This is a genomic window from Streptomyces sp. NBC_00012 (genome assembly GCF_045040875.1).
GTDB lineage: Bacteria > Actinomycetota > Actinomycetes > Streptomycetales > Streptomycetaceae > Streptomyces.
Window position 1 is genome coordinate 4,499,177 of sequence record NZ_CP108309.1, and the last position, 15,204, is coordinate 4,514,380.

Genomic DNA, 15,204 nt, shown 5'->3' on the forward strand with positions numbered 1-15,204 from the left:
CATGCGGTCGGCTTCGCCCCGTCCGGATGGAGTCGGCTTCGCTCCGCGTCCACGTGTGACCGGTGCCGCCCAGTGCGGCGTCCTTCGTGGTCCTCCACCTGCTACGGAGTAGCCTCGCCGCCATGTATGCGATCACGATCCCTGAACCGGGCGGCCCCGAGGCACTTGTCTGGGCCGAGGTGCCCGATCCGGTAGTCGGCGAGGGAGAGGTCCTCGTCGATGTCGTGTCCAGCGCGGTCAATCGCGCCGATGTGTTGCAGCGGCAGGGGTTCTACAACCCGCCGCCCGGCGCGTCCCCGTACCCCGGCCTCGAATGCTCGGGCCGTATCTCGGCGATCGGGCCCGGCGTGACGGGCTGGTCGGTCGGCGACGAGGTGTGTGCGCTGCTCGCGGGCGGTGGATACGCGGAGAAGGTCGCGGTGCCTGCCGGACAGCTGCTGCCCGTGCCGGACGGAGTCGAACCGGCCCTGGCCGCGGCGCTGCCCGAGGTGACGGCCACGGTCTGGTCCAACGTCTTCATGGTGGCCCATCTGCGCCCCGGCGAGACGCTGTTGGTGCACGGCGGGTCCAGCGGCATCGGCACGATGGCGATCCAGCTCGCCAAGGCCGTGGGCGCGCGGGTCGCGGTCACCGCCGGAGGACCGGAGAAGCTGGCGCGCTGCGCGGAACTCGGGGCCGACATCCTGATCGACTACCGGGAGCAGGACTTCGTGGAGGAGGTGCGCAAGGCGACCGACGGGGCCGGCGCGGACGTCATCCTCGACATCGTCGGTGCGAAGTACCTGGACCGGAACGTGAAGGCGCTCGCCGTCAACGGCAGGCTGGCCATCATCGGCCTTCAAGGTGGCATCAAGGGCGAGCTGAATCTGAGCGCCCTGCTGAACAAGCGGGCCGCCATCACCGCGACCTCGCTGCGCGGCCGCCCGCTCGCCGAGAAGGCCGCCATCGTCGCCGCCGTGCGCGAGCACGTCTGGCCGCTGATCGTGGACGGGATCGTGCGGCCGGTCGTGGACCGTATCGTGCCGATGCCGGACGCCGCCGAGGCCCACCGGGTGCTGGAGTCCAGCGCGCACATCGGGAAGGTGCTGCTCCAGGCCCCGAAGGGCTGATGCAGACCGCGCAGACCGCCCCGACCGCGTCGCGCTGTCGGCGGGCTCGCAGCCCTACCCGTACCGGCGGGCTCGTACCACTGAGAGCGGAGAAGGGCCCGGCACACAGGTCGTCGACCATGTGCGCCGGGCCTCGGTGTTGCTCTCCGTCAGGGGGGTACGGGTGTACGGGTACGGCTACGAGCCGGGAAACCGGAAGCGCAGCGCCCGAGCGCCTAGAGGCACCGGCCCGGCCGCCGAGCGCCTAGAGGTACGGGCCCGACCGGACGGCCCCGTGCGGGTCCCCGCTGCCGTCCTCGTCCTCGTGCGCGCTGCCCGGCGGAAGGGCGCGGCGCATCTGCTCCAACTGGGCCCGAGCCGCCATCTGCTGGGCGAACAGAGCCGTCTGGATGCCGTGGAACAGGCCCTCCAGCCAGCCCACCAACTGTGCCTGGGCGATCCGGAGTTCCGCCTCGGAGGGCACCGACTCCTCGGTGAACGGCAGGGAGAGCCGCTCCAGCTCCTCCACCAGCTCCGGCGCGAGGCCGTCCTCCAGCTCCTTCACGGAGCTGGCGTGGATCTCCTTCAGCCTGACCCGGCTCGCCTCGTCTAGAGGAGCCGCCCTGACCTCCTCCAGGAGTTGCTTGATCATGCTTCCGATGCGCATGACCTTCGCGGGCTGCTCGACCATCTCCGTCACCGGGACCTCACGCGACTCGTCGTCAGTGCCACCGCCGCCGATCGCCATGCCGTCCTGCCCCACCACGAGGACTGGGGGGTGCTCCTGCGACCGTTCATTCCTCGGCATCTCCATGGCGCCATTGTCTCGCACACCTGCCGTACGACACTGTGGTGCCCCCGTAAACGGTTGATCCACCGTCCACGGGGGCACCGAGTCAGCCGGTCGGCCCCACCGGCCTTCCGCGCCGTCATCCGGCCTTCCGCGCCGTCACCCGGCCCTTCGCGCCAGTGCGAGGCGTGAGCGGGTGAGTGCCGCCGCGAGCAGACCGGCCAGCACCGGGATGCCCACCACGAGCAGGGCGAGGGTGGCCCAGGGGAGCACGATCGGCGTGTACGCGGACTGCGTGGGCGTCTGCCGCATCGCTTGCAGCGCCAGGCGCAGATCGACCAGCCGCAGCGCCACCGCGGGAACCAGACCGGCCAGCGTGCCGAGGACCACGCCCGTGAGCGCCACCACCACGCACTGGAAGCCGGACAGCTTCCGCCGCACGCCCGGAGGCGCACCCACCGCGCTCAGAGTGTTGAGATCGGCCTCCGCGTCCGCCTTGGCGAGGCCCGTGGTGATCGCGGCGGCGCCCAGCGTCACCATCCCGGCGAACAGCGTCAGGATCAGCAGCATGGCATCCACGTCTCCGTCGGGGCCGGAATCGGACAGCATCAGGACGCCACCGCCGGCCTGCTCGATCGCGCCGTAGGTCTGCTGCTGCTCGGCCTCCGTAGGCGAGTGCGCGACGGTGTACACGCTGCCGCTCTCCGAGGTTTGCAGGCCGAGCCGTTCCGCGGTCCGGCGCGGGACGATCATGTTGATCCCGGGGGTGGCGGCGTACTCCGCGGGTGCCACGTACACCTTCAGCCGGTCCGTGGTGGTCCGTGCCTTGCCGGGGTGCAGCTTCCGGTTCTGCTTGTCCTTCTCGCTGTAGCGGTGGACCGCCTTGAGCGTGGCCTCGCCGTTCTTGGCGTACACCTCGTTGAGCAGTACCGGCGTGCCCGCCGCCAGTGCCTCGGCGGCCGCGGGGTCGTCGAGCTTCACATAAGTGCCGAGCATGTCCTCGTCCGCCACGACGATGCCGCTCTCACCGGAACTGAAGAGGCCCGACATCGCGGTGCCCGCGAGGCAGGCGGGGGAACGCATCAGCTTCCTGTGCTCGTCGGCGGAGAGCCGCGCGGCGAGCTTCTTGGCGTCCTTGCCGGTGAGCGGGCAGACGCGGTCCTTGCCGGCGGGCCTGACCAGTTCGAGCGAGCCGCAGCTGTTCTCGTCGATGCCGTAGACGTCGCAGTCGCTGCCCGCCCAGACCCGTCGGAAGTCGGCATGCCCGCCGGTGACGGCCATGTTCCGTTCGACGGCGGCCCGTGCCTGCGGGAGCTGGGTGAGGGGGTCGGGGCCGGAGGAGGCGGCGAAGGCGGAGAGGACCACGGTTCCCTGGGTCTGGACGGGCTCGTAGTTGAATTCGGACTCGGCCTCGGCGCTGGACATGTACGTGGCGACGGCGACCGATCCGGCGACGGCGGCCATCACGGCCGCGACCGCGGGGGCGGTACGGCCACGGTTGCGGGCCGCGTCGCGCAGCGCCAGCCGGGGCGAGAGCGGCAGCCTGCGGCCGAGCCGCCCGAGGAAGCCGACGATCACCGGGATGCAGGCGAGCAGCCCGAGCTCGGCGGTCACCGAGCCGCCGGCGACCAGCGACGAGTTCCCACTGGTGCCGCCGTAGATGGCGACGGCGCATCCGATGGCCAGCACGCAGGCGCCCAGGACGGGCATCACCCTGGAGGAGCGGCGGACGCCGCGGCGGCCGGTGAGCGACTCCAGCACCGACTGCCGGCTCGCCACGATCGCCGGGGCGAACGCCGCGAGCAGACCGGTGACCAGGCCGATCACCGCGATGAGCAGCATCTCCATCGGGTTCAGGGTGAGAGAGCCGAAGCGGTGCCCGGCCCACGTCTCGATCATCGGGCGGAACACCGCGGTGGCTGCCAGCCCGACCACCACACCGCTCGCGGCTCCGATGCCACCGAGCACCAGACCGCCGCCGAGCACCACGGCCCGGACATGGCGTCGGTCCCCGCCGCAGGTGCCGAGCAGACCGAGCTGGCGGCGCGAGCGGCGCGCACCGACCGCGAAGGCCGGTCCGGCGAGCAGCACGATCTCCAGGACCGCCAGGGCGATCACGGTGATGAGCGGTGCGCTCGGCTCCCCCTCGGAGTAGTCCTGGTACGGCTCGCGGCCCTTCTTGGCCAGCGGGACCTCGGAGTCCGGCGGCGGGTCGAGGACGACCTGACGGGACTTGACGAGGACGCCGGACTCATTGGCCGCCATGACGTCCGGCCAGGTCACCCCCACCCCTTCGGGGCCCTTGACCAGCCAGTCCTTGGAGCGGGTGTTCGGTGGAAGCACCTTCTTGTCGTGGTCGGACCTGGCCTTCCACGGGGCGATGACCGCTCCCGGGTCGGCGTACAGCGCCTTGGTGTTGAGCGAGTCGGGTTCCTCGACGACACCGGTGATCGTGTACTTCTTGCCGAAGTTGCGCACCGTGGTGACCGAGCCGATGTGCAGGCCGGTCGACTCCAGCAACGGTTCGGTGGCGGCCAGCTCGTCCTTGCCGTGCGGGAATTCACCGCGTACGAGCGTGATCCTGCCGCGGGCCAGCTCGTCCGAGGTCCGGAACTCCTGGATGTCGGTCTCGGCGATGCCGTACCCGGTGGTGATGCTCGCCGGGACGGACTGGACGCTGATCGCCCGCGAACCCTTGGGGAACGTGGTGCTGATGTCGATCGGCGGGGCGTTCTCGTCCACCGGCGCGTTCTCATCGACCTGCTCGTACCTGTCCCCGTCGGGCAGCTGCTCGATCGGGCCGAGCTGCTGGTCGCTGAAGAGCGCGTCGGCGGAGCCCATGTCGGCCGTCAACTGCTCGGCCGTGGTCGGTGACACGCTGCGGTACGTCACGTCGAGGGCGGTGACGCCGACCACCGGTACGGCGATCATCGCGACCACCAGGGCGCTGCGGCCCTTGGACCGCATCGCGTCGCGCCGGGCTATCCGGAGGGCGGCGCGCCAGCCGGTGAAGACGCTCACTTGGCGGCCTCGGAGGTGAGGAGCGAGTCGGCGTCGGAGGTGAGCGTCTGGTCGACGATCGAACCGTCCCGGAGGAAGACGACCCGGTCCGCCCAGGCCGCGTACCGCGGCTCGTGCGTCACCATCACACCGGCCGCACCCTGGTCGCAGCGGTTGCGCAGCAGCGCGAGCACCTTCTCGCCGGTCTCGGAGTCGAGCGCTCCGGTCGGCTCGTCGGCGAGCACCAGGCGCCGGTCCCCCACCAGCGCACGGGCGATCGCAACCCGCTGCTGCTGGCCGCCGGACATCTCGTCCGGGAACCGGTCGGCGAGCTCCAGCAGCTTCATCTCCTCCAGCGCCGCCCGGGCCTCCTTGCGGGCCTTGCGGACGGAGACGCCATCGAGCTCGCGCGGCAGGGCGATGTTCTCGGCGGCGGTGAGCGCGGGGATCAGGTTGTAGTCCTGGAAGACGTAGCCGACGCTGCGGCGGCGCAGGGCGGCGACGCCCTTGCGGCCGAGTCCGGAGATGTCCTGGCCCTCGATGACGACCTGGCCGCTGGTCGCGGTGTCGAGGCCGCCCGCGATGGTCAGCAGGGTCGACTTGCCGGAGCCGGACGGGCCCATCACGGCGACGAGTTCACCGGCGTGCACGGCGAGGTCGATGCCGCGCAGGGCGTGCACCTCGGCGACGCCGGAGCCGTGGGTGCGGGTGAGAGCCCGGAGTTCGAGCACCGGATCGCCGGCCGGTATCGGTGCGCCGGCCGGCGCCGCGGATCGGGGTGGGACGTGCGAGGACATGATGAGTGGTTCCCCCTCGGAACGGGTGTGGGGCGACGGCGCCGGACGGCGGAGCGGTCCGTGGCGGACCGTGCCGGTGTCCGGCGCGTACGCGGGTGGCCTGCGGCCCGGGTTCCGCGCCGGCTGCGGTGTGCGCGCTGCGGTGCGCGCGCGGCGGTCTGTGCGTCACGGACCGCGGTCCGCGGTCAGCAGTTGGCGGACTGCGGTCAGCAGTTGGCGGTCCGTGGTCTGCGGTCAGCGTCGGCTGCGCGGGAGGGCGACGCGGGCCGCGGCGCGGCCGGTCGTGCGGATCTCGGGGTCCGGCTCCGTGGCGGCGGCCTCGGCGAGGCGGACCAGCCGGGTCTCGCAGTGGTCCAGCCAGCGGGCCTCGGCCTCCGCCTGGAAGATCAGCTGCTCCAGTACGAGCAGCCAGGCGACCTCGTCTCGATTGGCCGGGACGTCGCTGAGCGACTGCGCCTTGAGGCGGGTGTAGTCCTGCATCGCCTTCAGAGTGTGGTGGCGCTGGGACTGGATGACGGCGCGGATGTCGACCCCGGGCGCGCCGACCGCCATGGCGAGCTTGATGGCCAGCTCGTCGCGGGGCGGGTTGCTGCGGTCGACGGGCGTCCCGAACCAGTTCCGCAGCTCGGTGCGTCCGTCGTCGGTGATCGCGTAGAGGGTGTGGCCCTGGTCGTCCTCATCGTCCTGGACGACCAGGCCATCGCGCTCCAGCCGGCTGAGCGTCGTGTACACCTGGCCGACGTTGAGCGGCCAGGTGGAGCCGGTTCGCGACTCGAATTCGGTACGGAGCTGGGAGCCGTATCTGGGCCCCCGCTCCAGAAGGGCCAGCAGCCCGTGGCGGATCGACATACTCAGTATGTATACCGAGTATGTCGCTCGATGCAAGTCCCTCCCCGGGCGTGCGGACGCTGTTGAGGGGCCCGGGACGGTGCGAGGACCGTCCTGGCGGAACAGTGCCGGAAGGGCCTATTCCGCGCGGCGCATGCGGAACGCCAGGAAGCCCAGTCCCAGCCCGATCAGCGCGACTCCCGCACCCAGCGACACCCGCTTCAGCCGCTGCGTGGTCGGCGCGTTCAGGGCCTGCCGCGAGAGCGGGTCGGCCCCGGCGGACGTACTCACCCCGGGTGTCGTTGCCGGCCCCGGTTCGGTGGCAGCCGGGGATGTGCCGGGGTTCTGGAGCGAGCCGTCCTGCTGTGCGAGCTCCCACGGCGAGAGCTGCCGTCCGGGCCGGAGCCGCCCCTCCCCGGCCCCACGTCCGGCCAGCGGGGGCTGCGCATCACGAGCCGGTGGCTCCTCGTCGGAGCCGGAGCCGGAGCCGGAGCCGGAGCCGGAGCCGGAGCCGGAGCCGGAATCGGAGTCGGAGTCGTCGGCGGGTGATGGTGAGGCCGAGGGGGTGGCCGTCGCGGAACCGGCGGGGGAGCCGGACGTCGGGACGGACGACGGTGGAGGTCCCGGCGGCGCGGGGGCGGCCGGTCCGCCGTCCGGGGGAACGGTCGTCGGTACGGGCGAAGGTGTGGCCGGTTCCTCGGTCGACGGACCGGTGCCGGGGACGCCGGAAGGCCGGGCGGTGGTTCTGGCCGAGGTGTGCGTGGTCGGCGCCGCCGGGGAGCTGAGCGGCCCCGTCGGCTGACCGGGTGAGCCCTGGCCGGCCTGCGCCTCTCCCGCCGCAGCCCCCAGCGCCACACCCGCCGTCAGCACGAGCCAGGCCACGCACCTCGTGGGCCTTGAGGGGAGAAGTCCTGAAGCCATGGGCTCAGCGTCACATGTGACGGTATGTCCGGCATCTCGGATGCGCGGCATTCCCGTACCCGACCGGCGCGACGGCCGTATCTGACCGGCACGAGGCGGTATACGACCGCACGGGCCGCGCACGTCGGAACGGGGGCCGTACACGACGGAACGGGGGCCGTACACGACGGCGCGAGGCCGCGCGCGACCTTACGAGCCCGGCCGGGTCCGGGTCCGGGTCAGGCCGGGTCGCCCGTCGCGATGCGCAGCTCGAAGTGGGCGTCGGTCTTCGGTACGGCGGTGCCGGACGTCGGGAACTGGTCGATGACCTGGTCCTCCGCGTAGGTGTTCCCCGGCACCTTGATCATCTTGATGGTCCAGCCCGCCGCGTCCGCGCACGCCCGCGCGGAGAGGATGTCCTTGTACAGGAAGCTGGGGGCGTCGACCTTGTTCGGGTCGTCGCTGTCCTCCAGCGCGTCCGTGCACTTCTCCTTGTCCATCGTCCGGTTCCGCTCGGGATCCTTGTGCTCGCCCGCGGCCGGCGACTCGTTCGCGGTCGTGCCGCCCTTGTCGTTGCCCTTCAGCGAGAGCGCCGTGATCAGCCCCCCGATCGCGATCAGGGCGACCACTATCGAGCCCACGATCACCGGCATGTTCCGCTTGGAGCCGCCCCCGCCCGAGCCGGAGTGCGACTGGGTCTGCGTCTGCGGCGAGATCGTGTAGGGCGGCGGGGTCTGCTGGACCGGGGCATGGCCCTGGTACGGCTGGGCCGCCTGCGGGTAGCCGTACGACGGGGCGGGGGCCGGGGTCGGCGGACCGTACGGGCCCGGCTGGGCGCCCGACTGGTACGGACCCGGCTGGTACGGGGTCTGGACGCTCTGGGGTGTCGCGCCGGACTGGTCGACCGGTGGGAAGACCGCCGAGCCGACGCCCGAGCCGCTGTTCACCGGGGCACCGCCGCCCGCGACGATCACCGGCGCGCCCGTGGAGCCGCTCGCGGCCAGCACCCGGGCGATCTCGTCCTGCATCGCCGCCGCGCTCGGGAAGCGCTCGTTCGGGTTCTTCTTCAGCGCGCGGGCGACCAGCGCGTCCATCGCCGGGGTGATCGAGCGGTTGATGGTGGAGGGCGCGACCGGCTCCTCCTGGACATGCGCGTACGCGATGGCCAGCGGGGAGTCAGCGTCGAACGGGATCCGCCCGGTCAGCAGCTGGAACAGCATGATGCCGACCGAATACAGGTCGGAGCGGGCGTCCACCCCGCGGCCCAGGGCCTGCTCGGGGGAGAGGTACTGCGGGGTGCCGACGACCATGCCGGTCTGCGTCATCGACGTGACGCCCGACTGCATGGCGCGGGCGATGCCGAAGTCCATGACCTTCACGATGCCGCGCTTGGTCACCATCACGTTTCCGGGCTTGATGTCGCGGTGGACCAGGCCCATTTCGTGGCTGGTGTCCAGCGCGGCCAGCACGTCGGCCGTCACCTTCAGCGCCCGGTCGGCCGGCATCGCGCCGTGGTTCCGGATGTCCGCCTGGAGCACGGAGCCGAGCGGCTGCCCCTCCACGTACTCCATGACGATGTACGGCATCAGCGCGCCGCCGAGCTCGTCCTCACCGGTGTCGAAGACCGAGACGATGTTGGTGTGCTGCAGTTTGGCGACGGCCTGCGCCTCGCGCCGGAACCGCTCGCGGAAGGACTGCTCGCGGCCGAGCTCCGTGTGGAGTGTCTTGATTGCGACCTGGCGGTCCAGAGCGGTGTCGTACGCCAGGTATACGGACGCCATCCCGCCTTCGCCGAGCAGGTCGCGAAGCTGGTAGCGGCCGCCGGCGACCGAACCGCCCGCATAGCGACCCTGAGCGCCGTGTGCGCCGTCCTGGCTCATGACTTGCTCCCCCTCGGCGCGCGACTACACGCGATCATCCATTACGCGCCAAGTCTGCCCGAGGGGTACGACACGTCAAGCCGGGTGCCCGTTCCGTGACCCTACGCACAAGAAGCGTCTCGGAAGCGTTACAGGAACCGCATGAAATTTGCGTGGACGGCACGCCGGGCGGTTGGATAACCGGTCCCTCTCGGAAACGGTGTGTCCGGAAGAGGCTGTAGCGTGACGTGGCAATGCAGCTAGACACCGTGAGAACCCGCGGACGCGCGGACAGATACGACGGCGAGGACTGATGGCACCCGATTCCGAAGCAAACGGCGGCGGAGTATCGGATGGCACCGACGCCTGGGGCATCGGCGGGGTCGTCGGTGACGGACGTTACCGGATGACCCACCGCCTCGGCCGGGGCGGCATGGCGGAGGTGTTCGCGGCCGAGGACGTCAGGCTCGGACGCACGGTCGCGGTGAAACTACTGCGCTCCGATCTCGCCGAGGACCCGGTCTCCAAGGCCCGGTTCACGCGCGAGGCGCAGTCGGTCGCCGGGCTCAACCACCACGCGATCGTCGCCGTGTACGACTCCGGCGAGGACGTCGTGGGCAGTGCCACCGTCCCCTACATCGTGATGGAGCTGGTCGAGGGGCGGACCATCCGCGACCTGTTGATGAGCGCCGAGGCGCCGCCGCCCGAGCAGGCCCTGATCATCGTCTCCGGCGTGCTGGAAGCGCTCGCGTACTCGCATCAGCACGGCATCGTGCACCGCGACATCAAGCCGGCCAACGTGATCATCACCAACTCCGGTGCGGTCAAGGTGATGGACTTCGGCATCGCCCGCGCGCTGCACGGCGCGCAGTCGACGATGACGCAGACCGGCATGGTCATGGGTACGCCGCAGTACCTCTCCCCGGAGCAGGCGCTCGGCAAGGCCGTCGACCACCGCTCCGACCTCTACGCCACCGGCTGCCTGCTGTACGAACTCCTGGCCATGCGGCCCCCGTTCACGGGTGAGACGCCGCTGTCCGTGGTGTACCAGCACGTCCAGGACATTCCCGTACCGCCGTCCGACGTCCTGGACGCGGTGCCGCCGGAGCTGGACGGGCTGGTCATGCGCTCCCTCGCGAAGGACCCGGACGACCGGTTCCAGAGCGCCGAGGAGATGCGTGGCCTGGTCCAGTACAGCCTCCAGATGCTTCAGGTGCAGGGCGGCCACACGGGTACGTGGAACACCGGCCCGGTCGCGATGCACGAAGGCGGGCACACCCCGGCCATGGGCGTCGTCGGGGGCACGATGGCGATGGGCCACCCGCCGCACGGGGACACCTCGCAGGGGCCGATCCTGCCGCCGATGAACCCCGACGACGGCGGTTACGAGGGCGGGCACAACGGCGGTGGCGGCCGCGGCAAGCTGTGGCTGTTCGTCGTGCTCGCGCTGATCGCGATCGGGGCGGGTGTCGCCATCGCGGTCAACGCCGCGCAGGACACCGGCTCGAACCACAAGAAGAAGCCGACCGAGGTCTCCAGTTCGCCGTCCCCGGAGAAGACTTCGTCCGAGCCGACCGACGAGGGGAGCCAGGAGACCGAGGTGCCGGAGAGTTCCACCGGCAACCAGCAGGACACGCCTCCGCCGCGGACCTACTCCCCGTCGACCACCCCGAGCCAGCCCTCCGAACCGCCGACCACCCAGCCGTCCACCCCGACGACCGGAGGCCCGGCCGACGGCGGTACGGGCGCGGACAACGGTGGTACCGCGGCCGACGGCGGTACGGGCGCGGACAACGGTGGTACCGCGGACAACGGCGGCACGGGCGCGGACAACGGCGGTACCGCGGACAACGGCGGTACGGGTGCGGACAACGGCGGTACCGCCACCACAGGTACGTCAGCGGCGACCGGAACCGGTACGGGCACCACCCCCTGACCCGGCAATGACCCGGCAATGACCCGGCAATGATCTGTCACCGGCCCGGTACTGACCTGTCACTACCCGTCACCGACCGGCCGTTCGCGGGCGAGATCACCCCGAGATCACCCCGTGAACGCCTCGCGCACCGTTTCGTACTCGCGTGTCCACCAGACCGCCAGGGCCGACACCGCAGGGAACTGCGGGTCGGCCCTTCGGTCGTCCAGGCAGTACCGCCAGCGCAGTATCCAGAAGTCGTTGAGCCGCTCCCACCACACCCGGTGCACCGCGGCGGCCAGTTCCGCCGTCCCGGCCCCGGCCGCCCGCCGGTAGGCCCGCGCGTACGCCCGTACCTTCGTCAGCTCCAGCTTCCCGGCCGGCAGTACGAAGAAGATCGCCGCGGCCCGTACCGCCTCCTCCGCCCTGGGCTGGACCCCCAGCCGGTCCCAGTCGAGGATCGCGACCGGGTCCGTGCCCCGGTACAGGACGTTCAGCGGGTGGAAGTCGCCGTGCACCCAGCCGGTGGCCGGGGCCGCGGGCGTGGGGGGCCTGCGGTCGGCGTGACGTTCCAGCAGGGTGCGCCGCTCCAGCAGGCGGTGCTCGGCCAGCTCATCGAAGCAGTCCCGTCGGTGGCGTCCGCGCGCGGCCGTCAGCAGGTCGTCGATGAGCGCGAAGGTGTCGCCGGGATCCGCGCTCCGGTACCCGCAGGGCCGGTGCGCGGGCCCGGTGCCCATGGCCTGTTCGGGCCCGGTGCCCGAGCCCATGACCTGTTCGAGCCCGGTGTGCACCGCCCCGAGCAGCGCCCCGAGCCGCTCCGACTGGGCGGTGGTGAGCTGGTCGCCCGCCCGGTGCAGCCCGTCCACCCAGGGGTGCAGGGCGTAGCACCGCCCGCCGATCTCCGTGACCGTTTCGCCCTCGGTGTCCTGCACGGGCGGGGCGACGGGCACGCCCAGTGACTGGAGCCGCTGGGTGGCGCGGTGCTGGCGGACGATCGTGGCGCGGTCGCCCGTGGAGTCGTCGAGGTGGTGCTTGAGGAAGTAGGAGCCGCGGGTGGTGGAGACGCGGTAGCCGTGGTTGAGCAGCCCCTGGGTGACGGGTCTGCAGGCCAGAGGCTCACCGGCGTCCGGGTAGCGGCGCAGCACCTCGTTCACCGGAGGCACCGGCGGCTGCCGTGGCACGGACGGGAAGAGCGCCCGGTCCACCGGGGACACGGGCGGAGGAGGTGCGGACGGGAACCGGACCTCGCCGGCCGACGGAGCGGACGGAAGGGTGACAAATGAGCGCGGCACTTACCAGATGTTAGATCACGCTGTGTTGCCGATCGGCTGACTTGCGTCGAAGCCCAGAGTGTGCACAGAGACGAAGTGCGGTTCGAGCCCGAGGTACGCCGGGTCGAAGGGCTCCCCGTTCACCCGGGCGGGACCGTCGCCGAAGAGCTTGCGCCGGGCGGGCGACGGGTGCACGATCTCGGCGGTGCCGGTGAACTGCACGGCCCACAGATCACCGCCGCCCCCCGGGACGGCGGTGTCGAAGTTGTCCGCGCCGTACGCCACGACCGTGCCGTCGCACGCGTTGTGATAGCCGAAACCACTGTGCATCCGCAGGACCACGTGGCCGTCGATCACGACGTGACGGGCCACCGACAGAAAGGGAAGGGCCCGCATGCTGGTCGCCAGCCGGCCGTACCGGACGCGGCCGAGCAGTTCGATCGCCTGGAGTTCCTCGGAGGACATGACCTCCACTCTCCGTCACGGAGAAAGCCGCAGAAAGAGGCCGCGGCCCCGGTTGATCCGGGACCAAGGTCCCGAAGATCATCGCCTCCTGCCACTTCTCACCGGTTCTCAGCGCTTCTCCGCCTGGAGCCTGGCCACGTACGCAGCGGCCTGCGAACGCCGCTCCATGCCCAGCTTGGAGAGCAGGCTGGAGACGTAATTCTTGATCGTCTTCTCCGCGAGATGCAGCCGCTCGCCGATCACCCGGTTCGTCAGGCCCTCGCCGATCAGGTCGAGGATCTTGCGTTCCTGGTCGGTGAGGCCGGCGAGCTTGTCCTCGCCCCGGCCCTTCTTGCCGTCGCGCAGCCGCTCCAGCACCCGCGCGGTCGCCACCGGGTCCAGCAGCGACTTCCCGGCCGCCACGTCACGTACCGCGCTCAGCAGTTCGTTGCCACGGATCGCCTTCAGTACATATCCCGACGCACCCGCCATGATCGCGTCGAACAGCGCCTCGTCGTCGGCGTACGAGGTGAGCATCAGGCATTTGATGTTCTCGTCCCCCGAGCGGACCTCCCGGCAGACCTCCACCCCGCTGCCGTCCGGCAGCCGTACGTCGAGCACCGCTACATCGGGCCGGGTCGCGGGGATGCGGACCAGCGCGTCCGCCGCGGTCCCGGCCTCGCCGACGACCTCGATGTCGTCCTCGGACGAGAGCAATTCATGGACTCCGCGTCGGACGACTTCATGGTCGTCCAACAGAAAAACGGTGATTTTTCCTTGTTCGCGCACAAAACGCAGTCTCACACACTCACCTCTTCCCTGCCGCCGAACGGCGGGATAACGTGCCGTTGTTCCGGCGGCCTGCGAGGCTGTTACCAGTGCTGTGACCAGCGAGACTTCCCGACTTTTTCGATTTACTTGGAAATCCAAGCAAAATCGCAGGTCAGATAGGGTTTCGCAGTTGTGCGGCGTACTGGGTAACGTGCATTCGGCAGGGCGCTCGCCGGGGCACCTGTCACGCCTGTTCCCGGACCGAGCGGCACCCACCCCGTGCACGGGTACGGACACAGGCGAGCCGCACTGGCTTCCCGGCAGACCCCGGGGGCCGGACCGACGGAGGAGCACGCACGTGACCGTGGAGAGCACTGCCGCGCGCAAACCGCGACGCAGCAGCAAGCGGACCAGCGCCGTGAAAACGACCGCGAAGACGTCCGCGAAGACGCCGCAGAGTTCCGAGCCCGAGCTCGTACAGCTGCTGACGCCCGAGGGCGAGCGGCTGGAGCATCCGGACTATTCGATCGACCTGACCGCGGACGAGCTGCGCGGCCTGTACCGGGACATGGTCCTGACCCGCCGCTTCGACGCCGAGGCGACCGCCCTCCAGCGCCAGGGCGAGCTGGGCCTGTGGGCCTCGCTGCTCGGCCAGGAGGCCGCCCAGATCGGCTCCGGCCGGGCCCTGCGCGACGACGACTACGTCTTCCCGACCTACCGGGAGCACGGCGTCGCCTGGTGCCGGGGGGTCGATCCGACCAATCTGCTCGGAATGTTCCGCGGCGTGAACCACGGCGGCTGGGACCCGAACACCAACAACTTCCACCTGTACACGATCGTCATCGGCTCGCAGACCCTGCACGCCACCGGCTACGCCATGGGCGTCGCCAAGGACGGCGCGGACTCGGCCGTGATCGCGTACTTCGGCGACGGCGCCTCCAGCCAGGGAGACGTCGCCGAGTCCTTCACCTTCTCCGCGGTCTACAACGCCCCGGTCGTCTTCTTCTGCCAGAACAACCAGTGGGCGATCTCCGAGCCGACCGAGAAGCAGACCCGCGTCCCGCTCTACCAGCGCGCGCAGGGCTTCGGCTTCCCCGGCGTCCGGGTCGACGGCAACGACGTACTCGCCTGTCTGGCCGTGACCAGGTCGGCGCTGGAGCGGGCCCGCCGGGGCGAGGGGCCCACCCTCGTCGAGGCGTTCACCTACCGGATGGGCGCGCACACCACCTCCGACGACCCGACGAAGTACCGGGCCGACGAGGAGCGGGCCTCCTGGGAGGCCAAGGACCCGATCCTGCGGCTGCGCACGTACCTGGAGAAGGAGGGCGCCGCCGACGAGGCGTTCTTCACCGCGCTGGACGAGGAGAGCGAGGCCCTCGGCAAGCGGGTCCGCGAGGCGGTACGGGCGATGCCCGACCCCGACCCGATCGCGATCTTCGACAACGTCTACGCCGACGGGAACCCCCTCGTCGACGAGGAGCGCGCCCAGTTCGCCGCCTACCAGGCATCGTTCGCAGACACCGCCGAGGAGAGCAAGTAGC

General features: G+C 70.9%; 12 protein-coding genes. 3 read left to right on the top strand and 9 right to left on the bottom strand.

What is annotated here, in order from left to right:
- Window positions 1-122 precede the first annotated feature (122 nt).
- Complete coding sequence (locus tag OHA19_RS20685) at window positions 123-1,109, top strand: NAD(P)H-quinone oxidoreductase (RefSeq protein ID WP_405714525.1); 987 nt, start codon at window positions 123-125, stop codon at window positions 1,107-1,109.
- Window positions 1,110-1,353: 244 nt separating this feature from the next.
- On the opposite strand, the gene OHA19_RS20690 is transcribed toward OHA19_RS20685, so the two are convergent.
- The 6 genes from OHA19_RS20690 to OHA19_RS20715 form a co-directional block, all read right to left on the bottom strand.
- Window positions 1,354-1,902, bottom strand: coding sequence for a bacterial proteasome activator family protein (locus tag OHA19_RS20690; protein ID WP_405751093.1), 549 nt, complete (start codon window positions 1,900-1,902; stop codon window positions 1,354-1,356).
- Between the two features lie 135 nt (window positions 1,903-2,037).
- On the bottom strand, window positions 2,038-4,899 hold the full coding sequence (locus OHA19_RS20695; RefSeq protein WP_405751096.1) for an FtsX-like permease family protein: 2,862 nt from the start codon (window positions 4,897-4,899) through the stop codon (window positions 2,038-2,040).
- Complete coding sequence (locus OHA19_RS20700; RefSeq protein ID WP_405714520.1) at window positions 4,896-5,675, bottom strand: ABC transporter ATP-binding protein; 780 nt, start codon at window positions 5,673-5,675, stop codon at window positions 4,896-4,898. Before OHA19_RS20700 ends, OHA19_RS20695 begins: the two co-directional genes overlap by 4 nt.
- A 234-nt stretch (window positions 5,676-5,909) precedes the next feature.
- Window positions 5,910-6,524 (bottom strand): PadR family transcriptional regulator, encoded by a 615-nt coding sequence (locus OHA19_RS20705; protein WP_405714518.1) that lies wholly within the window; start codon window positions 6,522-6,524, stop codon window positions 5,910-5,912.
- A 117-nt stretch (window positions 6,525-6,641) separates the two neighbouring features.
- Window positions 6,642-7,385, bottom strand: coding sequence for a hypothetical protein (locus OHA19_RS20710; RefSeq protein ID WP_405751099.1), 744 nt, complete (start codon window positions 7,383-7,385; stop codon window positions 6,642-6,644).
- A 257-nt stretch (window positions 7,386-7,642) separates the two neighbouring features.
- The gene (locus OHA19_RS20715) at window positions 7,643-9,283 is read right to left on the bottom strand and encodes a protein kinase domain-containing protein (RefSeq protein ID WP_405714514.1); all 1,641 of its coding nucleotides are present in this window, start codon (window positions 9,281-9,283) and stop codon (window positions 7,643-7,645) included.
- A gap of 292 nt (window positions 9,284-9,575) precedes the next feature.
- On the opposite strand from OHA19_RS20715, the gene OHA19_RS20720 reads away from it, so the two are divergent.
- Window positions 9,576-11,198, top strand: a complete 1,623-nt coding sequence (locus tag OHA19_RS20720; RefSeq protein ID WP_405714512.1) for a protein kinase domain-containing protein — start codon at window positions 9,576-9,578, stop codon at window positions 11,196-11,198.
- A 107-nt stretch (window positions 11,199-11,305) separates the two neighbouring features.
- Here OHA19_RS20720 and OHA19_RS20725 read toward each other — a convergent pair whose 3' ends face one another.
- The 3 genes from OHA19_RS20725 to OHA19_RS20735 form a co-directional block, all read right to left on the bottom strand.
- Window positions 11,306-12,322: a phosphotransferase gene (locus OHA19_RS20725; RefSeq protein ID WP_405753292.1), complete on the bottom strand. Its 1,017-nt coding sequence runs from the start codon at window positions 12,320-12,322 to the stop codon at window positions 11,306-11,308.
- 162 nt (window positions 12,323-12,484) lie between these two features.
- Window positions 12,485-12,913 carry a pyridoxamine 5'-phosphate oxidase family protein gene (locus tag OHA19_RS20730; RefSeq protein ID WP_405751101.1) on the bottom strand — a complete coding sequence of 143 codons (429 nt, stop codon included), beginning with the start codon at window positions 12,911-12,913 and terminating at the stop codon, window positions 12,485-12,487.
- Window positions 12,914-13,021: 108 nt separating this feature from the next.
- Complete coding sequence (locus OHA19_RS20735; protein WP_405721645.1) at window positions 13,022-13,681, bottom strand: response regulator; 660 nt, start codon at window positions 13,679-13,681, stop codon at window positions 13,022-13,024.
- Window positions 13,682-14,021: 340 nt separating this feature from the next.
- On the opposite strand from OHA19_RS20735, the gene pdhA reads away from it, so the two are divergent.
- Window positions 14,022-15,203, top strand: coding sequence for a pyruvate dehydrogenase (acetyl-transferring) E1 component subunit alpha (pdhA, locus tag OHA19_RS20740; protein ID WP_405751104.1), 1,182 nt, complete (start codon window positions 14,022-14,024; stop codon window positions 15,201-15,203).
- Window position 15,204: the final 1 nt, after the last annotated feature.